We start from the raw sequence: 19,580 nt of genomic DNA, 5'->3' as shown, positions 1-19,580 counted from the left end.
GTTCTTGCGCAGGCGAAGCGGCTGCTTTGCGGCGAGCCCTCCAGCGTCCCTGTGCCGCCTGTCGCTTCACGCTGTGCGCCCTGCGTCGGTCAGCCGGCCAGGGGCGACGCGCCCGTGCGGCCACGCTGGGCCCGACCAGCAGGTAAAACGCGGAGGGCGGGCCGTGATCGAGGGCGATGCGCAGCCCTTCGGTGCTCCCACTGTGAAGGTGCCCTTGAGCGACCAGGCAAGCGAGTTCGTCATGCCTTCCATAACTGGGCGAAGGACGAAGGACGAAGGCGTTACCTTGGTTCGCTTCGAGCAAGTCCGGCAGGATCCGCAGTCCCAGGAATGCGGCGGCTGTATCGGCAACCGTAGGGACGGTCGGTGCTGCTCGTTTCGGGGCTGTCGCGCTAATCGCCTGCGGGCGCGGGTTGCAGGTGAGTTGCTCACTGGAGAGGCCCCAGTCGCCATTCCCGCTCTCAAGTCGAGACGCCGGTCTGTGTGTGTAGTGCATGCAGTCTTGGTGACTTGCACGGAATTCGTTAGGTTAGGCTAGCCTAAGCATTCTGCTGAAGCTCTATGGCCGCCAGGCAGTTGTGTACCTCTGGGAGTGCTTGTGACGCGTTCGAGCAAGTCAATCGTGCCAACGCCGGCGATGGCGTCGGCCGAGCTTGTGATCGAGCATTACGACGGCGCAGCCGTCACCTCGGCCGTCGGGCGCTGGGCAGCTGCCTACGAGGATGTGTACGCGGACGCGTTGGGACTCAGCGACCATCGCGATCCGCCCGTATCGGACCGACTGCTGCGGCATGCCGAGCGCCCCGGTTTTGGGCTGATGGCAGCTCTGCACGGCGACGAGGTGGCCGGATTCGTCTACGGGTACACGCTTCCGCCGGACTCGCTGTGGTGGGACGGCCTGGTGCCGGATCCCGGCGCGGAGTTCACCCGCGAGTACCCCGGACGCACGGTCGGGGTGTGCGAGCTGCTGGTGCGTCACCGATGGCGGCGCTCGCGCATCGGGCACGCGCTCTTCGAGGCGTTCCTCGCGCGGCGCTCGGAGGAGCGCGCAGCGGCCTTCGTGTCCGAGGGCAACGACGTGATGCTCACCACTTACGCCAAGTACGGCTTCACACCCGTCGGTCGGATGGAGCCGTATCCGGGATGGCGCCCCCATGTGGCGATCGTGCGCCCGCTCGGCGGTGCGCGTCCGCTCGGCCGTGGCTGAAGCCCCTACCTGTTCCGGCCTGCTCCGGGCCCGCCCGGAAACCGAACCTTTCCCTGTACCCGCCCCCGACCTGAGGCATAACCGTGTCCATTGAGTTGCCGCCGTCCGCAGCCCCGCGATCCGTCTACCCCGTGGACGTGGTCCCGGAAAGGGTTCGCGGCCGTCTTCTGGAACTGGCGCAGTCCGAGACGCCGGTCTCCACGTATGTGTACGACGGAGACGTCGCCGCCGAGCGAGCGCGGGAGCTGCGCAGTGCCCTTCCCGAGTGGGCGGCCGTCTACTACGCCGTGAAGGCGAACTCCTGCCCCGGAGTCGTCGCGGCCCTGGCGCCCCATGTCGACGGGTTCGAGGTCGCCTCCCGCTCGGAGCTCGAACTCGCCCTGTCGGCCAAGCCGGTCGACGAGGGCACCACCGCCCCCGTGGTCGCCGCGGGGCCCGCGAAGTCCGTCCCCGTCCTGACCGCCCTGGTCCGGGCCGGGGCCGAGGCGATCAACGCCGAGAGTCTGCTCGAACTGCACCGGATCAGCCGGATCGCCGTCGCGGAGGGCGTCCGCGCCAAGGTGGCGCTGCGCGTCAACCCGGAGACGATCCCGGTCACCGGCTCGCTGCACATGGGCGGTGTGCCCTCCCAGTTCGGCGTGGCGGAGCCGGATGTGCCCGGTGTGCTGCGCGCGGCGGTTCAGCTGCCCGCCCTGGATCTGGTCGGCTTCCACATCCACGCCGCCTCCAACAACCTCGACGCCGACTCCCATGCCGCCTATCTGCGCTGGTGCGTGGAGTGGAGCGTGCGGACCGCCCGCGAGAACGGGATCGACCTGCGCCATGTCGACATCGGCGGCGGCATCGGCGTCGCCTTCGAGATCGGTGAGAAGCCCTTCGACGTCGTCCGCTTCGGGGAACTCGCCGCGCAGGTGGAGGTCCCCGAGGGCGTCAAGGTCGTGCTGGAGCCCGGCCGCTTCCTGGTCACCGACTGCGGCTGGTACGCCGCCGAGGTGACCGACGTGAAGGCGTCGTACGGCGAGTCCTTCGTCGTGCTCCGCGGCGGCATCAACCACTTCCAGCTGCCCACCTCCTGGGACATCGTGCACAACGTCGCGGTCCTGCCCGTCGCGGACTGGCCCGAGGGCTGCCCCCGTCCCGCCGCCGAGGACACCCGGGTGACCGTCGTCGGCGAACTGTGCACCCCCGAGGACACCCTGTTGCGCGACGTGAAGGTGGACCGGGTGCGCGCCGGCGACCTGGTCGTCTTCCCCAACGCGGGCTCCTACGGCTGGGAGTTCGCCATGCACGGCTTCCTCGGACACCCGGTCGCCGGGCGACTTCTGCTCTGAACGAGCCCCCGGCCGCCGCGGCTTGTCGCCACTGCGGTACCGCCCCCGCGCCACGCCGCCTTCGGCCTCACCGGTGTGGTCCCCCCGTCTCTGTCCCCCTCCTTGGAGCCAGTCCTCATGACCCTGCAGCCCACCGACCTGCCCGCGGCACCGCGGACCGCACCCAGCGGGGCGGCCATCCTGGAGCGCCAGCGCGGACGCGAATCCGCCGCCCGCACCTACGCCCGCTCGTTCCCCATCGTCCCGGCCCGCGCCCAGGGCATGACGATCGAGGACACCGACGGCCGCCGCTACCTCGACTGCCTCTCCGGCGCCGGCACGCTCGCCCTCGGACACAACCACCCCGTCGTGCTGGAGGCCATCCAGCGGACCGTCAGCAGTGGAGCCCCGCTCCACGTCCTGGACCTGGCCACCCCGGAGAAGGACGAGTTCACCGACGCGCTGTTCGCCACCCTGCCCGGTGACTTCGCGGACAGGGCCCGCATCCACTTCTGCGGGCCGGCCGGAACCGACGCCGTCGAAGCCGCGCTCAAACTGATGCAGACGGCCACCGGACGCCGCGGTGTGCTGGGCTTCACCGGCGCGTACCACGGCATGACCGCGGGCGCGCTGGCCGCCTCCGGCGGTGTCGGCACGAAGACGCCGGTGCCCGGGATCGCCGCGGACGTCACCCGGCTTCCCTACCCGTACAGCTACCGCTGCCCGTTCGGCGTCGGCGGCGAGCGCGGTGCGCAGATCTCGGCCGACTACGTCGAGCGGCTGCTGGACGACCCCAACGGCGGCGTGGTGCCGCCCGCCGCGATGATCCTGGAAGCGGTGCAGGGCGAGGGCGGCGCCGTGCCCGCCCCGGACGCCTGGCTGCGCGAGATGCGGCGGATCACCGCCGAGCGCGAGATTCCGCTGATCGTCGACGAGGTGCAGACCGGCGTCGGGCGCACCGGCGCCTTCTGGGCCGTGGAGCACAGCGGGATCGTGCCGGACGCCATGGTGATGTCCAAGGCGATCGGCGGCAGCCTGCCGCTGGCGGTCATCGTCTACCACGAGGACTACAACGGCTGGCTGCCCGGCGCGCACACCGGTACCTTCCGCGGCAACACCCTGGCCATGGCGACCGGTACCGCCACGTTGCGGTACGTCTCCCGCGAGGGCCTGGTCGAGCGGGCCGCGGCCGTCGGTGCCCGGATGACCGAGCGGCTGACCGCGCTGCGCTCCGAACTGCCGGTGATCGGCGACGTCCGCGGCCGCGGCCTGATGATCGGCGTCGAGCTGGTCGACGCCGAGGCCGAGCCGGACGCGTGCGGCGCCCGGCCCTTCGCCCCGCAGCTGGCCGCGCAGGTCCGTGACGCGTGCCTGGAGCGCGGCCTGATCGTCGAACTCGGTGGCCGCTTCGACTCCACGGTGCGGCTGCTGCCGCCGCTGATCATCACCGACGAGCAGGTCGAGGCCGTACTGGACCGGCTGACCGACGCCATCGCCGCAGTGACGGCCACTCAGAACGCAGGAGCGGGAGCATGACGGGCAAGGTGCACGAACTGCCCGCGGCCGGCGGGGAATCCGCGGTCGCCGGCGGCGCGGAGGACCGGCACGGTCTGCGGCTCGTCCCCGAACCCGCTGCCCCGCCGGCAGACGCGTTGGACGAGGAGATGGCCGGACTGCTGCGCGAGGCCGCTCCGGCATCGTCCGGCGCCCCGCACACCGCGCTGTCCGGGGGCACAGGCGGCCCCGGCGCGCTCACCCCGCTGCTGCGCACCGTCCTTGCCGCCCTTGCCGAAGGGGCCGGACGGCGCGGCGGACCGCTGGCCGCCGGGACGCCCGCGGAACTGGCCGCCGACGTCGCCCGGGTGTTCGCCGAGGCGGACGGCGGCGATGCCCTGCGCAGGCTCACCGACGTTCTCGCGCACGGCAGCGCCGACCCGGCCGATCCGGCCTGCGCGGCGCATCTGCACTGCCCGCCGCTGGCCGTCGCCGTCGCCGCCGACCTCGCGGTCTCCGCGCTCAACCCGTCCCAGGACTCCTGGGACCAGGCACCCGCCGCCACCGCCCTGGAGACGCTGCTGCTGGGGGAGTTGGCGCAGCTCGTCGGCTACGACCCGGCCGAGGCGGCCGGTGTGCTCACCTCGGGCGGCACCGAGTCCAACCTCATGGGCCTGATGCTCGCCCGCGACCGCGTGCTCGGCCGGGAGACCGGGCGCCAGATCGAGCTGAGCGGTGTACCGGGCAGCGGCCCCCGGCCGCGGATCTTCACCTCCGCCGCCGCGCACTTCTCGGTGCAGCGGTCGGCGGCCCTGCTGGGCCTCGGTGAGGACGCGGTCGTCCCCGTCCCCGTGGACGACCAGCTGCGCATGAAGCCCAAGGCGCTGGCCGCGGCCCTGAGCGCGTGCGTCGCGGAGGGCGACCTGCCGGTGGCGATCGTGGCCACCGCCGGCACCACCGACACCGGGGCCGTCGACCCGCTGCGCACGTGTGCGTCGTTGGCCGCCCAGTACGGTGCCTGGCTCCATGTGGACGCCGCCTACGGCGGCGGCGCGCTGCTGTCCGACCGGCTCGCCCCGCTGATGGGCGGGATCGCGCTGGCCGACTCGGTGTCGCTGGACTGGCACAAGCTGGGCTGGCAGCCGGTCGCGGCGGGCATCTTCCTCGTCAAGCGGGCGGAGACCTACGCGTCACTGGCCCGGCGGGCGGTCTACCTCAACCCGCAGGACGACGAGGAGGCCGGCTACCCGAGCCTGCTCGGTCTCTCGCTGCGCACCACCCGCCGTGCCGACGCCTTCAAGATCGCCGTCACGCTGCGGACGTTGGGCCGAGAGGGCCTGGGCCGGCTGGTGGACGCCTGCCACGAGCTGGCGCACTCCGGAGCGGCGGCGGTCCGTGCCCACCCGCGGCTGGAACTGCACGCCGACCCGGTCCTGACGGCGTTCCTGTTCCGCTATCTGCCGGAGAACCCCGAGCACACCGACCCGGAGCACATCGACCGGATCAACGCGGCCCTGCGGCGCAGACTGCTGCGCGAGGGGCGCGCGGTCGTCGGCCGCACCGAACTGCCGGGCGGGGGACCGGGCCGGGTACGCCTCAAGCTCACCCTGCTCAACCCGCACACCACCACCGACGCGGTCCAGCGGCTGCTGGACGCGGTCGTGGCGGCGGGCCGGGCCGAGGAGGAGCTGTGAACCACCCCGTCGAAGCCCGCCGCACGGACACGGCCCCGGCCCTGCCCGAGCCCGCCGTCGGCCCCGACCCGCTCGACGATGCCGACGCCCTGCGTGCGGGCGACGCGGCGGCGATGGAGACGCTGCTGCGCGCCTACGTACGCGAGACCGGCACCGACGTGCCCGCCACCGGCCAGGCGCTGCTGCTGAACCTGCCGGCCAGTCAGCTGACCCTGTCGGTGCCCGTCCGCTACCGGTCGGCCACCGGCTGGCACCGCTTCGGAGCGCCCCGCCTGGCCGCCGCCGGCGACGGCAGCGGCCTGCCCGCCGACGCCTCGCTGGTGGCGGCGGCGCTGATCCGCGAGACCACCCTGGGCCGCGGCGCACCGCCGCACCACGGCGCGGACGCGGCCGCGCGGGTGCTCAACTCCGCGCGGCGCACCGCCACCCACATCGAGCGCCGACGCGCCGAGTCCCCCGGCATCCAGGGCCCGACGCCGTTCCTCGACAGCGAGCAGGCCCTGCTGCTGGGACACCCGTTCCACCCGGCGCCCAAGAGCCGCGAAGAGGCGTCGGACGCGGAACTGGCGGCGTACTCGCCCGAGTTGCGCGGCTCCTTCCCCCTGCACTGGTTCGCCGCCCACCCCGAGATCGTGGTCGGCCAGAGCGCAGACGGACGGCCGGTCGCCGAGCTGCTGCGCCCGCTCGCCGCCGGGCTCGGCCTGCCCGAGGGCATGGTGCCGGTGCCCGCGCACCCCTGGCAGGCCCGCGAGGTGCTGGACCGCCCGGAGGTCGCCGCCCTCGTCGATGCCGGGCTGCTGCGCCCGCTCGGCGCGGCCGGGCCCGACTGGTACCCCACGTCCTCCGTACGGACCGTCCAGCGGCCGGACTCCGACGTGATGCTGAAGCTGTCCCTGGGCATGCGGATCACCAACTCCCGCCGCAACAACCTGCGCAGCGAGCTGCGGCTCGGCGTCCGCGCCGCCCAGCTCCTGGCTGCCGGCCCCGCCGACTGGCTGCGCGCCGAGCACCCCGAGTTCGGCATCCTGCGCGACTTCGCCTGGATTTCGGCCGGTGCGGACGGCCCGGAGACCGGTCTGGAGACCGCGATCCGCGACAACCCCTTCCGGGGTGGTGGACACGGCCGGCCCGAGGGACTGTGCGTGGCCGGACTGCTGGCCGAGCGGACCGGTCCCGGCGACGGCACACCGCCCCGCCACCGGGCCCTGCTGTGCGCGGCGGTCGAGCGCGCCGCGGGTGCGCTCGGCGTCTCCACCGCCGAGGCGTCGGCGCGCTGGCTGGAGCGCTATCTGGAGGTCCTCGCCGTACCCCTGATCCGCCTCCAGGCCCGGTACGGCATCGCCCTGGAGCCGCACCACCAGAACACCCTCGTCGCCCTCGACGCCGTCGGCCTGCCCTGCGCGGGCTGGTACCGCGACAGCCAGGGCTACTACCTGGCCGAGTCCCGCACCGCCGACATCGAACGGCTGCTGCCCGGTGCCACCGACGGCGTCGACCTGGTCTTCGAGGACGCGTTCGTCGACGAACGCGTCGCCTACTACCTGGGCATCAACAACCTGCTGGGCCTCATCGGCGCGTTCGGCGCCCTCGGCCTGGCCGACGAGAGCGACCAACTGCGCGTCCTGCGCGGGGCCTTGGAGCGGCTGCGCACGGCCGAGCCCGCCGCCAAGGGCCTGCTCGACCTGCTGCTCGACGCGCCCGTACTGCGCTGCAAGGGCAACTACCTCACCTGCGTGGACGGACTCGACGAACTCGTCGGCGACGTTCACACCCAGTCCGTCTACATCGATCTCCCCAACCCCCTTACGGAGGCACAGCGGTGACCGCGCCCTCGACTTCCCCCGACCGGAACACCCCCTACGACCTGGTCGGTGTCGGCATAGGCCCGTTCAACCTGTCGCTCGCCGCGCTGGCCGACGGCGCGCCCGGCTTCCGTTCGCTCTTCCTGGACGCCAAGCCGGCATTCTCCTGGCACCCCGGCCTGCTGATGGAAGGCACCACCCTCCAAGTGCCGTTCCTCGCCGACCTGGTCACCATGGCCGACCCGACCAGCCCCTGGTCGTACCTGAACTACCTCCGCGCCCACGACCGGATGTTCAAGTTCTTCTTCTCCGAGCGCTTCCACATCCCGCGCCGCGAGTACGACCACTACTGCCGCTGGGTCGCCGAACGGCTGCCCTCCTGCCGCTTCGACGCAGCCGTCACGGCGCTGGAATGGGACGAGTCGGCGGACGCCTTCGCCGTCACCTACCGCTCCGCGGCCGGTGCGCAGACCCGCGTCCTGGCCCGCCAGGTCGTCCTCGGCGTGGGGACCAGCCCCGTCGTGCCCGAGCCGCTGCGCCCGTTGCTGACCGAGGCCCACGCCGGCCGCGTCCTGCACAGCGCCGACTACCGCACCCATCGCGCCCGCCTCGCTGCCGCCGACGACGTCACCGTCATCGGCGCGGGCCAGTCCGGCGCCGAGGTCGCGCTCGACCTGCTGCGCAACCAGGACGGCGAGGGCAACGGCGGCCCGTACGTGCGCTGGCTCGCCCGGACCACCGCGTTCGCGCCCATGGAGTACTCCAAGATCGGACTGGAGCACTTCACCCCGGACTACATCCGCTACTTCCGCGGCCTGCCCGAGGCCACGCGGGAGCGGCTGACGGCCGAACAGTGGCAGCTCTACAAGGGAGTCAGCGAGGAGACGCTGGGCGAGATCTACGACGAGATGTACGAGCGCACCATCGGCGGCGGCGAGCCGCGCGCCGCACTGCACCCGGCCGTGGAGGTCGTCGCGGCCGCGGCCGACGGCGACGGATACCGGCTCACCTGCCGCAGCCGGCAGCAGGACGAGCTCTTCGAGATCCGCACCTCGGCCGTGGTCTCCGCCACCGGCTACGCCGCCTCCCGCCCCGCCTTCCTGGAGACGATGGCCGACCTGGTCGACTGGGACGACAAGGGCCGCTACCAGGTCGACGGTGACTACCGGGTCGCGCTCGACCCCCGGGTCTCGGGCACCCTGTACGTCCAGAACGCCGAGATGCACACGCACGGTGTGGGCGCCCCCGACCTCACTCTGGGGGCCTGGCGCGCAGCCACCATCCTCAATGCCGCGGCCGGACGCACCCTCCTGCCCAGCGCCCCGCGGCAGGCGTACACCACCTTCGGCGCGCCGCAGGAGCCGGCGCCTGTTCCGGCCCAGGCGCCTGCTGCCGTCGCGGTACCGGCAGAGACCCCGTGATGACGGCCGCCGAGAAGAAGAACGGTGCGCCGGCCCGCGACGGGTCGGCGCGCCGCGCCAAGTCCGTCCTGCTGTCGGTCATCGGCCTCCACCTGGTCGCCGAGACCGCGCTGACGCCGTTCCTGCCACAGCTCTTCGAGCGGCTGTACGGGATCGAGGACCCCGAGGCGACCGGGCTGTACCTCTGGATCTGCCGGATCGCCGGCCTCCTCGCCCTCCCGCTGTGGGGACTGGCGGCCCGGCGCTGGTCCCTGCATCGACTCGTGCTGGCCGGACTGTGCGGCTCCGCCGTCCTCGACCTGCTCCTGGGCATGGCCCCCAGTTATACGGCGTATCTGGCCCTGTCCACCTTGATCGTCACGACCAACAGCGCGCTCCTGCTGGCCTATCCGGCGTTCATCGCCGAGCACGGCGACGAGTCGTCCGAGGACGGCACCCGGGCGCGGCTCACCGGTATCTGCTCGCTCGTGATCGTCTTCCATCTGTCGGTGGTCGTCTCCACGATGGTGGGCGCCGGTGTCCTCGCCCTGCCGGAACCCCGCATCGGCATCTCGGCGTTCGCGGTGCTGGACACCCTGCTGGCCTGGCTCACCTACCGCATCCTGGGCAAGCGCCCCGACACCCGGGACGACAAGGCCGCAGGGGCCCGCAAGAACGGCACCGCCGCACCTCGTACGCGCCGCCTGCCGTGGCTCATGGCGCTGGCCTACGCCGCGCTGATCGGCGTCGCATTCGACTTCTCGGTCAACGTGGCGCGTCCCTTCTTCACCGAGTTCGCCCAGGGCCTGGGCAGCGGCTCGGTCGGCGGCGCGGTGCTGTTCTTCCTGCCGAGCCTGTCCGCGCTGGCGGTCCTGCCCGCCGTACGCCGCTGCCACGACCTGCTCGGCGAGCGGCTGCTGCCGCTGTCCCTGGCGGTGGGCGCGGCCGGGCTGGCCTGGAGCTGGCTGGCCGGCTCGCTGCCCGGACTGGTCGGCGGGCGAGTGCTCTTCGGCGTCGGCCTGGGGCTGGGGCAGGTCGCCGTCGAACTGCGCATGTTCCGCACGACCGGAACGCAGGGCCCGGCGTTCACCGCCGTGGAGACCGCCCGGTCTGCCGGTCTGCTGGCCGCACCGATCGCCGCCACGGCAGCCGTCTCGTACGACCTCGCACTCCCGCTGGCCGTCGCCGCGGCTGTTCAGGCCCTTGCCGCCGTGGTGTCCCTGCGGAGCCCGCGGAGCAGCGTCACGGCACCGCTCACAGCGGTTGCGGGCCCACCGGAGACCGCGGGCATGCCCGCCGTGCCCTTGCAGATCCGGCGCGGGACATACGAGTCCGCGCAGGCCGACGACCGCCCCCTGACTGCCGCCACCGCTTCCCCCGTGCACTCCGAGGAGAACCACCGATGAACCGCACCACACGAGACGCCTGGGCGCAGGCGGGCCGACGGCTGCTCACCAAGGCCGTAGAGGAGTTCGCCTACGAGGAGCTGCTCGTCCCCGAGCCCGACGCCTCGGCCGACGCCCCCGACGCCTACCGGCTGGACTTCACCGACGGCGTCCACTGGACGTTCCGCGCGAGCCGCGGCACTTTCGGCACCTGGCGGCTGGTGCCCGGCACCCTGCGGCGGCACCCCGCGCCCGAGGAAGGCGAGAGCGGTCCCGAGCGGCTGCTGCTCGACGCCCGCCCGGTCCTGGGATGGGACGGCCCCACCACGGCCGAGGTCCTGCGGGAACTGACCGCCACCCGGCGAGCCGAGGCCGAGGTGATCGCCCGCGCCCTGCCCGCCGCCGCCCTCGCCGACCTGGACCACCTCGACCTTGAGGGCCACCAGGACGGTCACCCCTGTATGCTCCTCAACAAGGGGCGGCTGGGCTTCTCGGCCTCCGATGCCGCCGCATACGCCCCCGAGGCGGCCGGGACGGTGCACCTGCTGTGGGCAGCCGTCCACGGCAGCCTCGCCTCCTACTCCGGCGTGGACGGTCTGGACGAGGGCACCTTGCTTGCCGAGGAACTGGACGAGGACACCCGCAAGCAGTTCGCGGCCGTCCTCCAGGAGACCTGCGCCGAAACCGGCTATCACACCCTCGACTTCCACTGGCTGCCGGTGCACCCCTTCCACTGGGACGAGGCCGTCGCGCCCCTCTTCGCCCCCTACCTCGCCGACGGCCGGATCGTGCTGCTCGGCGAGGGCCCGGACCGCTACCGGCCGTTGCAGTCCATCCGTACGCTGGCCAACCTCGACCATCCGCACCGCCGCAATGTGAAGGTGCCGCTGTACATCCGCAACACCCTCGTCTGGCGCGGTCTGTCCACGAAGCCGACCGAGGCGGCGCCGGACGTCAGCGCCTGGCTGCACGCGGTCCGCGACGCGGACCCGTACCTGCGCGACGAGCTGCGCTTCCACCCGCTGGGCGAGGTCGCGGGCGTGGCCGTGCGCCACCCGCTGTACGAGTCCGTCAAGGACGCCCCGTACCGCTACCACGAACTCCTCGGTGCCGTCTGGCGCGAGCCGGTCGCGGCGCTGCTGGGCGAGGGCGAGCAGGCCCGCACCATGGCCGCACTGCTCAAGGTCGGCTCGGACGGCCGGGCGCTGGCCGGCGAACTGGTCGAGCGCTCCGGACTCGCCCCGCGGGCCTGGCTGGAGCGCTTCTTCTCGGCCCTGCTGCCCGGCCTGCTGCACTACCTCTACCGGTACGGCACGGCGTACTGCCCGCACGGTGAGAACACCGTCGTGCTCTACGACGCTGCCGATACCCCGATCGGTATCGCCGTGAAGGACTTCGCCGAGGACGTCAACCTGCTGCCCGGCGAGCACCCCGAGTACGCCGGACTGTCCGAGCGGGCCGACGCGCTGCTGCTGCGCTGGCCCGCAGGCGAGCTGGCGCACTCCCTCCTCAGCGCCGTCTTCGCCGGGCACTTCCGGTTCTTCGCCCCGCTGGTCGCCGAGCACCTCGGCGTACCGGAGGACGAGTTCTGGGGCCTGATCCGCGCCGAGATCGAGCGCTACCACGCCCGCTTCCCCGAACTGGCCGACCGCTTCGGGGAGTTCGGACTGCTCGCCCCCGAGTTCGACCGGGTGGCGCTCAACCGGGAGCAGCTGCTCGGCGGCGGCTTCCACGACCGCGCCGAGAAGGACGAGGGCTTCGACGTCGTCCACGGCACCCTCACCAACCCCCTCGCCACCGCAACCGCCCCCGCGCGGGACCCCCAGGAGCAGATATGACCACCTCGCCTTACGCACGACTGCGCGCCGAGGCCGACGCCGGAAAGATCGAGGACGTGATCGTCAGCGTCCCGGACCTCCAGGGGCGGCTCCAGGGAAGCCGGCTGTCCGTGCCGTACTTCCTCGACGAGGCGGCGGAGCAGGGTTTCGGCGCCTGCCTCTACCTTCTCGCCTCCGACGTCGAGATGAACACCGGCCCCGGCTATGCCATCGACGCCTGGCAGAGCGGCTTCGGCGACTTCGTGCTCCGCCCAGACCCGGCCACCCTGCGCACCCTCCCGTGGGACGAGGGCAGCGCGCTCGTCCTCGCCGACGCCGTCTGGCCGGACGGCCGGGCGGTCGAGGTGGCCCCGCGCCAGGTGCTGCGCGCGCAGCTGGACCGGCTGGCCGAGCGCGGACTGGCCGCGTTCGCGGGCACCGAGCTGGAGTTCCTGGTCTTCCGCGAGACATACCGCCAGGCGTGGGACCGGCGCTACCACGGTCTGGAGACGGCCACCGCCTACAACGTCGACTACTCCCTCCAGGGCCTCGCCGAGATCGAGCCGGTGGTGCGCCGTATCCGCCGGGAGATGGTGCGGGCCGGGCTCACCATGGAGACCGCGCGCGCTGAGTGCCACCCCGGCCAGTACGAGATCGTCTTCCGTTACGACGAGGCGATGGCCACCTGCGACAACCACGTCTTCTTCAAGAACGGCGCCAAGCAGATCGCCGCCCAGGAGGGCGTCGCGCTCACCTTCATGCCCAAGTTCGACGAGGGCGAGGGCAATTCCTGCCACATCCACCTGTCGCTGCGCGGCACCGACGGCTCGGCCGTACTGGCCGATCCGGCCGCCGGCGACGGCATGTCCGAGCTGATGCGCCACTTCGTGGCCGGCCAGCTCGCCTGCCTGGCCGACTTCGCGCTGCTGATGGCGCCGAACATCAACTCCTACAAGCGCCTTCAGCCGGGCGGCTTCGCGCCGACCGGCATCACCTGGGGCCGGGACAACCGCACCTGCCCGGTCCGCGTCGTCGGCTCGGGGCACTCGATGCGCATCGAGCACCGGGTGCCCGGCGGCGACGCCAACCCGTATCTCGCCACCGCCGCCGCGGTGGCCGCCGGTCTGTACGGCATCGAGAACCGTCTCCCGCTGCCGGAACCGCACGCCGCCAACGCCCTGGACGACCCGTCGGTGCCGCGGCTGCCCAGCACTCTCACCGAGGCGCTGCACCGCTGGGAGAACAGCGAGATCGCCGCCAAGGTCTTCGGCGCATCGGTGGTCGCCCACTACGCCCAGGCCGCCCGCACGGAGCTGGCCGCCTTCGAGTCGGCGGTGACCGACTGGGAACGGGTCCGCGGTTTCGAGCGGCTGTAGGCGCCGCACCGGACCGCGCACAGACGCCGGCGGCCCGACACGAAGTGCGTGTCGGGCCGCCGGCGTTGTGGTGCGGTGGTATGGCCGCGATGGCCGATGGCCGGTCGCCGGGCCGTCAGCGGAGCTTCTGCGCCATCTCGTCGAGGACCTTGTCGGCGCCGGTGTAGCCGATGCCGAGCATCCACAGGCTGTCGTTGACCGCGTAGACCTTGTTGTTCTTCACCGCGTCCAGCTTCTTCCACATGCTCCCGCCGGTGGTGGCGGTCTCCTTGGCCTTGTCCGGGTCGCCGTAGGTCGAGTGGAAGATGACATCGGCATTGGCCTCGTCGGTCTTCTCCGGGCTGATGTCCAGGGAGAAGCCGTTGCCGTCCACGTTGGCCGGGCGGCCGACCTTCAGGTCCTTGAAGATGCTGCCGACGAACGTGTCGTTCTTGTAGAGGCGGGTGTCCGCACCCTCTACGAACCGGACGAAGCCGACCTTGGTGTTCTTGGCCTTCTCGGGGCCGCCGAGCGCCTCGGTCACCTTCGCGACATGCTTCTCGTAGTCCGCGACGATGTTCTTGACCTGGTCCTTCTTGCCCAACGCGTCGGCGTGCAGCTCGAAGTTCTCGCGCCAGGCGGGTCCGGTGGTGTTGGTGAAGACGGTCGGGGCGATCTTCGAGAGCTCCCGGTAGCTCTTCTCGTCGCGCGCCTTGCTGCTCAGGATCAGGTCCGGCTTCAGGCCGTAGATCGCCTCGAGGTTGGGCTCGGCTATGAGACCGACCTTCTTGATGCCCGCCAGCTTGTCCTTGGGCAGGTATGTGGACAGCGGTGCACCGGCCTCCGCCTGGACCGCGCCGACCGGCTTGACGCCGAGGGTGATGGCCGAGTCGAGGGCGTCGGTGTCCAGGACCACCACGCGCTTGGGGTGGTTGTACACCTCGACGTTGCCCATGGCCGTCTTGACGGTGTGCTTGCCTCCCTTGGGCTCCGTCCTGGCGTCGTCCTTGCCACCCCCGCAGGCGGTGGCAGTGACGGCGAGCGCGGCGACGGCAGCGACGGCTGCGGCGCGGCGAGTGAAGGAGCGGGACATCTGGGAGCCTTTCCGGTACGAGGATGAGAGCGAAGCGGGTGTGAACTTAGGTAAAGCTAACCTTGCGTGGGGTGGTGGACAAGTTCATCCCGGATCGCAAGTTGGTCTCCGCGTCCGGCAGGGAACGCCAATAGGCCCGGCCAGACGTGGAGTTCATGGATACGGATTGAGGGTGACTCCGCCGAGGGCCGGAGTCACCCTGAATCCGCGGCGGACGCGCCTACCGCGACCGGAGTGTCCGCCGTTGCGGGATCCGCGTCGCCGCCTTCCGCCTGCCAGGGCCTGGCGGGAACGATCAGCGGGCTGCCGGTCACCGGGTCGGGCACGACGACCGAGTCGAGGCCGAAGACGTCCCGCACCAGGTCCGCGGTGACGACCTGTGAGGGACGGCCTTGTGCGACGATGCGCCCCGCCTTCATCGCCACCAGATGATCCGCGTACCGCGCCGCCTGGTTGAGGTCGTGCAGTACCGCGACGACGGTCCGGCCGCGCTCGTGGTTGAGCTGTCGTACCAGGTCCAACACCTCGACTTGGTGCGAGATGTCCAGATACGTCGTCGGCTCGTCGAGCAGCAGCAGGTCGGTCTCCTGGGCGAGCGCCATCGCGATCCATGCCCGCTGCCGCTGACCGCCCGACAACTCGTCCACCGCCCGCTCGGCGAGCTGCGTCACGTCCGTACGCTCCATGGCGCCGGTGACCGCGCGCTCGTCCTCCTCCGACCACTGCTGCCACCACCGCTGATGCGGCTGGCGTCCGCGGGAGACCAGATCGGCGACCGTGATCGCCTCCGGCGCCACCGGTGTCTGCGGCAGCAGTCCGATGGACTGCGCGATCGTACGGGTGGGTATGCGGTCCAAGTCCTTGCCGTCCAGCAGCACCGACCCGTGCTTGGGCTTGAGCAGCCGTCCGAGCGCGCGCAGGAGTGTGGACTTGCCACAGGCGTTGGGGCCGACGATGACGGTGACCTGACCGTGTGGGACATCCAGATCGAGGTCCTCGACGACCGTGCGCTCCTCGTAGGCCAGGGTCAGGCCGCGGGCTGTGAGCCTGCTTTCGGTCACGCTCTTCCTCCAGTTCGGCTGCGGGTGCTGCGGTCTTTCACGATGAGCCAGATCAGATACGGGGCGCCGATGGCCGCGGTCAGTACGCCCACGGGCAGTTCCACCGGCGCGAACAGCAGACGCGCCGGCAGGTCGGCGGCCACCACGATGAACGCGCCGAGCAGGGCCGAGCACAGCAGGGGGATCTGCGCCGTGCGCGTCAGGCGGCGGGCGATCTGCGGGGCGAGCAGCGCCACGAAGTCCACGGGCCCGGCCGCGCCGGTCGCGATCGACGCGAGGAACACACCCAACAGCGCCAGCCCGAACCGGGTCCGCTGGAGCGGTACGCCCAGCGCGGTGGCGGTGTCGTCGTCGAGCGTCACATTGCGCTGTGCGCGTGCCGCCCAGATCACACAGGGCAGCATGGCGAGCAGGGTCCAGCCGAGCGGGGCGGCTTCGTCCCAGCCCCGCCCGTTGAGCGAACCGGTCAGCCATACCTGTGCCTGCTGGGCCAGCAGGTAGTCGCCCTTGGTGATGAACAGGTGGACGATCGACCGCAGCGCGATGGCGATGCCGATGCCGATGAGGACGAACCGCCCGGCGTGCAGCCCGCCGCGCCAGGCGAAGAGGTAGACGAGCGCGGCGGCGAGCACACCGCCCGCGACCGACACATACGGCAGGACGCCGAACGACGAGACGCCGAACGTGAGCGCGCCGATGGTCAGGGCACTCGCGCCCTGGGACACCCCGATGATGTCGGGGCTGGCGAGCGGATTGCGGGCCACGGTCTGGATCAGCGCACCGCCCACCCCGAAGGCCACCCCGACCAGCAACCCCAGCACCATCCGCGGCAGCCGCAGGTCACTCACCACGAGTTCGGCCCAGGACGGCTGCCCCGCCAGAATGTTCAGGACCTCGCCCGGCGCGACATCGGTCTCGCCGAGGCAGAGGTAGGCGACGCACACGGCCGACGTCAGCAGCGCCAGCGCGACCGCGACAACCGCCGCACGCCGGTGGACGAGAAAGGAGCCGCGCCCCTTGCGCGCGAGCGCGTAGCCGGCGGGGCGGATGCGCACGGCCGCAGGGCGCTCCGTGGCGGAGGCCGTCATGCGCTCACCGCCTTGCGCCGGACCAGGACGATCAGGAACGGCACACCGATCAGCGCCGTCATCACCCCGGCGGGCACTTCGCTCGGCGGGAAGACGACCCGTCCGATCGCATCCGACACCAGCAGCATGACCGGCCCGAGCAGCGCCGCCATGGGCAGCACCCAGCGGTGGTTGCTGCCCACCAGGGCGCGTGCGATATGGGGCACCGCGAGTCCCACGAAGGCGATCGGACCGGCGGCCGCAACCCCGACACCGGTGAGCACCGTCGCTCCGATGCCGCCCACGATCCGTACGGTCCCCACCTTGTGTCCGAGCCCCTTGGCGACGTCCTCCCCCAGCGCCAGGGCGTCCAGCCCCCGCGCCACCGACAGCGCAAGCACCGCGCCGACGACGAGGAACGGCCAGATCTGGCCCGCCAGGTCGGCATCCCGACCGGCGATCGACCCGACCTGCCAGAAACGGAACTCGTCCAGGGTGGCCGCGTCCGTCGTCAACATCCCCTGGATCACGGCGATCAGCAGCGCGTTGACGGCGGCGCCGGCCAGCGCCAGCTTCACCGGACTCGCACCGCCGCGCCCGCTCGCGGCGACGGCGTACACCGCCACCGACGCGACACCGGCTCCGGCGAAGGCGAACCACACATAGCCGGTGAGGGTGTGCACCCCGGCGATCGCGATGGCCAGAACCACGCCCGCCGCTGCGCCCTGGCTGATCCCCAGGACGCCGGGATCGGCGATGGGGTTGCGGGTGATGCCCTGCATCACGGTGCCCGCGACAGCGAGCGCCGCTCCGACCATCAGGCCGACGAGGGTCCTGGGCACCCGCATGGACCGTACGACCTCGGCGGCATCACTCGTGCCACCGTGCAAAAGGGCGTCGAAGACTTCACCCGGGGCAATCTGGCGGGCGCCGACCGCAAGGCTGAGCAGCACCGCAAGCAGCAGTGCTATGACGGCCGCGGCCGTCCAGCCGATGCGGCGGCCGGCCAGAGCGCCTCGTGGGGTGCTGATTGTGACAGCTGACATCGCATCCATTTCGACATGATGAAGACGGACTGAATCTCGGTACTCACGAAGTTAGGCGACCCTAAGTGTATGGGCGGCGCCTTCTGGGTGCGTAACCGACTGGCGGAAAGGATGAGTGCAGCCGCCTGCACATGTGCCCGCTGTGGCCAGAGCGGACATCGGGGCGGAGGCATCGGGCGGAGCACGCCACGCGCAAGGCTGGTGTGACGCCGACCGCGTCGCGATCGCAGGAGCCGGCGATGTCCTGCGGTGTTTCCGCGGGAGGACGCTGTCGGGCGTGAGCTGCGCGCGCGGAGGGCTGCCCGCCTGCAGAGGCGGGGCTTTGCCGTGGCAACTGCTGGATGGTGGCCGGTCGTCGATGACGATGTGGGTGGCGTCGGGTTGTGACGTGCCGCTGGTGGTGGCGTCGCTGGCTGGGGGTGGGGGAGTGTTCGGGTGCCAGCGGTCGCCCCTGCACCCGTGGGCCGGACCCGGGCGCGGGTTCGGTCAGGGAGTGCGGGGCGGGGAGCCCGGGACTTCGCCGCCTCCGCAACTCCTGCGGGCCGGCCCGCAGCCGGGCCGTACGCTCCAGCGAGCGCGCCAGGTGCGGGCCGGCCAGGTGCGCCTCGGAGGTCCTCGCGGGGCTCCCACTCCTCCACGACCACCCAGGAGCGCGGATCGTCCGGGTCCAGGTAGTTCCACGACAGACAGCCGGGCTCCGCCAGGCTCAGCGTCACCATCGACCGCGCCTGCTCCCGCATCTCCGCCTCGCGCCCCGGCTTGGCTGGCAGCCGCCCGACAGCCGTGACCCGCTGCGATATCGTCGCCCCCCGTTTCCGTGTCCTCTCGGCGGAGCCAACACCGCCGAGGCTCCGGTCTTCCCGGACCTCGTGTTCAGAACCCGGTGGGCAGCCGGGGGGTGTACGGACGCTCCAGCGTCGCGAGTTCGTCGCCGGTCAGCCGGACATCCAGCGCGGCCGCCGCGTCGTCCAGGTGGTCCGGGCGGGTCGCGCCGATGACTGGGGCGGTGACCACCGGGTTGCCCAGCACCCAACCGAGCGCGACCTGCGCCATCGGCAGGCCCCGGGCCCCCGCGACGGACTGCACGGCGTCCACGATCGGCCGGTCGACGTCCGCGAAGAACCGCCGGGCGACCGGATCCCCGGCCGAGCGGACCGTCGCCTGCCCGTACGGGCGGGCCAGCCGCCCGGAGGCGAGCGGGCACCACACCAGGCTGCCCACCCCCTGGTCGGCGAGCAGCGGGAACATCTCCCTCTCCTCCTCGCGCTGCATCAGGCTGTACTGGTGCTGCATCGAGGCGAAGGCCGGGCCGCCGTCCCGCGCCGCGGTGTGCTGCAGCTTGGCGAACTGCCAGGCCCACATCGAGGAGGCACCCACGTACCGGACCTTCCCGGCCGCCACCACCTCCCGCAGGGCCGCCACGGTCTCCTCGACCGGGGTCGCCGGGTCGAAGCGGTGCAGCTGGTAGAGGTCCAGGTAGTCGGTGCCGAGGCGGGTCAGCGAGCCGTCCACCTGCGCCAGGATCGCCTTGCGGGACAGCCCGGAGCCGCCCGGGCCGTCGTGCATCGGCAGGCCCACCTTCGTCGCCAGGACGACGTCTTCGCGACGGGTGTACCGCCGCACCGCGCGGCCGACCAGCTCCTCCGAGGCACCGCCGCCGTACACGTTGGCGGTGTCCCAGAAGGTGATGCCGAGCTCGACCGCCCGCCGGAAGACCGGCGCCGCGGCCTCTTCGTCCAGCGCCCACGGGTTGTGCCCGCGGCCGCTGCCGCCGAAGCCCATGCAGCCGAGCGCGATCCGGCTGACCGTCAGGCCGGTGCCGCCAAGTTTGACGTACTCCATCGTTCCT

Annotated in this window: 15 protein-coding genes; 9 read left to right on the top strand and 6 right to left on the bottom strand. The window is 72.0% G+C overall.

From position 1 onward, the window contains the following. The first annotated feature begins 622 nt into the window (after nucleotides 1-622). The 9 genes from K2224_RS15555 (at nucleotide 623) to K2224_RS15515 (ending at nucleotide 13,485) form a co-directional block, all read left to right on the top strand. The gene (locus tag K2224_RS15555; protein WP_221907110.1) at nucleotides 623-1,207 is read left to right on the top strand and encodes a GNAT family N-acetyltransferase; all 585 of its coding nucleotides are present in this window, start codon (nucleotides 623-625) and stop codon (nucleotides 1,205-1,207) included. 83 nt (nucleotides 1,208-1,290) lie between these two features. Next, nucleotides 1,291-2,538, top strand: a complete 1,248-nt coding sequence (locus K2224_RS15550) for an alanine racemase (protein ID WP_221907109.1) — start codon at nucleotides 1,291-1,293, stop codon at nucleotides 2,536-2,538. Between the two features lie 117 nt (nucleotides 2,539-2,655). Then, complete coding sequence (locus tag K2224_RS15545; RefSeq protein ID WP_221907108.1) at nucleotides 2,656-4,053, top strand: diaminobutyrate--2-oxoglutarate transaminase; 1,398 nt, start codon at nucleotides 2,656-2,658, stop codon at nucleotides 4,051-4,053. Then, nucleotides 4,050-5,705: a pyridoxal-dependent decarboxylase gene (locus K2224_RS15540; protein WP_260692664.1), complete on the top strand. Its 1,656-nt coding sequence runs from the start codon at nucleotides 4,050-4,052 to the stop codon at nucleotides 5,703-5,705. Before K2224_RS15545 ends, K2224_RS15540 begins: the two co-directional genes overlap by 4 nt. Continuing rightward, nucleotides 5,702-7,528, top strand: a complete 1,827-nt coding sequence (locus tag K2224_RS15535; RefSeq protein ID WP_221907107.1) for an IucA/IucC family siderophore biosynthesis protein — start codon at nucleotides 5,702-5,704, stop codon at nucleotides 7,526-7,528. Before K2224_RS15540 ends, K2224_RS15535 begins: the two co-directional genes overlap by 4 nt. Beyond that, nucleotides 7,525-8,928, top strand: coding sequence for a lysine N(6)-hydroxylase/L-ornithine N(5)-oxygenase family protein (locus K2224_RS15530; RefSeq protein ID WP_221907106.1), 1,404 nt, complete (start codon nucleotides 7,525-7,527; stop codon nucleotides 8,926-8,928). Before K2224_RS15535 ends, K2224_RS15530 begins: the two co-directional genes overlap by 4 nt. Next, nucleotides 8,928-10,313 (top strand): MFS transporter, encoded by a 1,386-nt coding sequence (locus K2224_RS15525; RefSeq protein ID WP_221907105.1) that lies wholly within the window; start codon nucleotides 8,928-8,930, stop codon nucleotides 10,311-10,313. Before K2224_RS15530 ends, K2224_RS15525 begins: the two co-directional genes overlap by 1 nt. Then, a complete protein-coding gene (locus tag K2224_RS15520; RefSeq protein WP_221907104.1) occupies nucleotides 10,310-12,130 on the top strand; it encodes an IucA/IucC family siderophore biosynthesis protein in 1,821 nt (606 codons plus the stop codon). Before K2224_RS15525 ends, K2224_RS15520 begins: the two co-directional genes overlap by 4 nt. Continuing rightward, entirely contained in the window at nucleotides 12,127-13,485 is a 1,359-nt protein-coding gene (locus tag K2224_RS15515; protein ID WP_221907103.1) for a glutamine synthetase family protein, read from the top strand. The genes K2224_RS15520 and K2224_RS15515 overlap by 4 nt, the downstream gene beginning before the upstream one ends. A 115-nt stretch (nucleotides 13,486-13,600) precedes the next feature. On the opposite strand, the gene K2224_RS15510 is transcribed toward K2224_RS15515, so the two are convergent. The 6 genes from K2224_RS15510 to K2224_RS15485 form a co-directional block, all read right to left on the bottom strand. Next, entirely contained in the window at nucleotides 13,601-14,557 is a 957-nt protein-coding gene (locus K2224_RS15510) for an ABC transporter substrate-binding protein (protein ID WP_221907102.1), read from the bottom strand. A 194-nt stretch (nucleotides 14,558-14,751) separates the two neighbouring features. Continuing rightward, nucleotides 14,752-15,618 (bottom strand): ABC transporter ATP-binding protein, encoded by an 867-nt coding sequence (locus K2224_RS15505; RefSeq protein ID WP_221907101.1) that lies wholly within the window; start codon nucleotides 15,616-15,618, stop codon nucleotides 14,752-14,754. Beyond that, nucleotides 15,615-16,706: an iron chelate uptake ABC transporter family permease subunit gene (locus K2224_RS15500; protein ID WP_221907100.1), complete on the bottom strand. Its 1,092-nt coding sequence runs from the start codon at nucleotides 16,704-16,706 to the stop codon at nucleotides 15,615-15,617. The genes K2224_RS15505 and K2224_RS15500 overlap by 4 nt, the downstream gene beginning before the upstream one ends. Further along, nucleotides 16,703-17,731 (bottom strand): iron ABC transporter permease, encoded by a 1,029-nt coding sequence (locus K2224_RS15495; protein WP_260692662.1) that lies wholly within the window; start codon nucleotides 17,729-17,731, stop codon nucleotides 16,703-16,705. Before K2224_RS15495 ends, K2224_RS15500 begins: the two co-directional genes overlap by 4 nt. Beyond that, on the bottom strand, nucleotides 17,653-18,471 hold the full coding sequence (locus K2224_RS41625; protein ID WP_399018659.1) for a putative quinol monooxygenase: 819 nt from the start codon (nucleotides 18,469-18,471) through the stop codon (nucleotides 17,653-17,655). Before K2224_RS41625 ends, K2224_RS15495 begins: the two co-directional genes overlap by 79 nt. A gap of 133 nt (nucleotides 18,472-18,604) precedes the next feature. Continuing rightward, nucleotides 18,605-19,573 (bottom strand): aldo/keto reductase, encoded by a 969-nt coding sequence (locus tag K2224_RS15485; protein ID WP_221909723.1) that lies wholly within the window; start codon nucleotides 19,571-19,573, stop codon nucleotides 18,605-18,607. Between the last annotated feature and the right edge of the window lie 7 nt (nucleotides 19,574-19,580).

Origin of the sequence: Streptomyces sp. BHT-5-2 (assembly GCF_019774615.1) — a bacterium.
GTDB lineage: Bacteria > Actinomycetota > Actinomycetes > Streptomycetales > Streptomycetaceae > Streptomyces.
Note: the sequence above shows the minus strand (reverse complement) of the source record. Positions and strands in the feature narration are given on the sequence as shown.

Coding starts and splice junctions, on each gene's coding strand:
- K2224_RS15500 (WP_221907100.1), bottom strand. CDS start 16,706: ATGACGGCCTCCGCCACGGAGCGCCCTGCGGCCGTGCGCATCCGCCCC.
- K2224_RS15520 (WP_221907104.1), top strand. CDS start 10,310: ATGAACCGCACCACACGAGACGCCTGGGCGCAGGCGGGCCGACGGCTG.
- K2224_RS15515 (WP_221907103.1), top strand. CDS start 12,127: ATGACCACCTCGCCTTACGCACGACTGCGCGCCGAGGCCGACGCCGGA.
- K2224_RS15495 (WP_260692662.1), bottom strand. CDS start 17,731: ATGTCAGCTGTCACAATCAGCACCCCACGAGGCGCTCTGGCCGGCCGC.
- K2224_RS15485 (WP_221909723.1), bottom strand. CDS start 19,573: ATGGAGTACGTCAAACTTGGCGGCACCGGCCTGACGGTCAGCCGGATC.
- K2224_RS15510 (WP_221907102.1), bottom strand. CDS start 14,557: ATGTCCCGCTCCTTCACTCGCCGCGCCGCAGCCGTCGCTGCCGTCGCC.
- K2224_RS15545 (WP_221907108.1), top strand. CDS start 2,656: ATGACCCTGCAGCCCACCGACCTGCCCGCGGCACCGCGGACCGCACCC.
- K2224_RS15540 (WP_260692664.1), top strand. CDS start 4,050: ATGACGGGCAAGGTGCACGAACTGCCCGCGGCCGGCGGGGAATCCGCG.
- K2224_RS15525 (WP_221907105.1), top strand. CDS start 8,928: ATGACGGCCGCCGAGAAGAAGAACGGTGCGCCGGCCCGCGACGGGTCG.
- K2224_RS41625 (WP_399018659.1), bottom strand. CDS start 18,471: ATGCGGGAGCAGGCGCGGTCGATGGTGACGCTGAGCCTGGCGGAGCCC.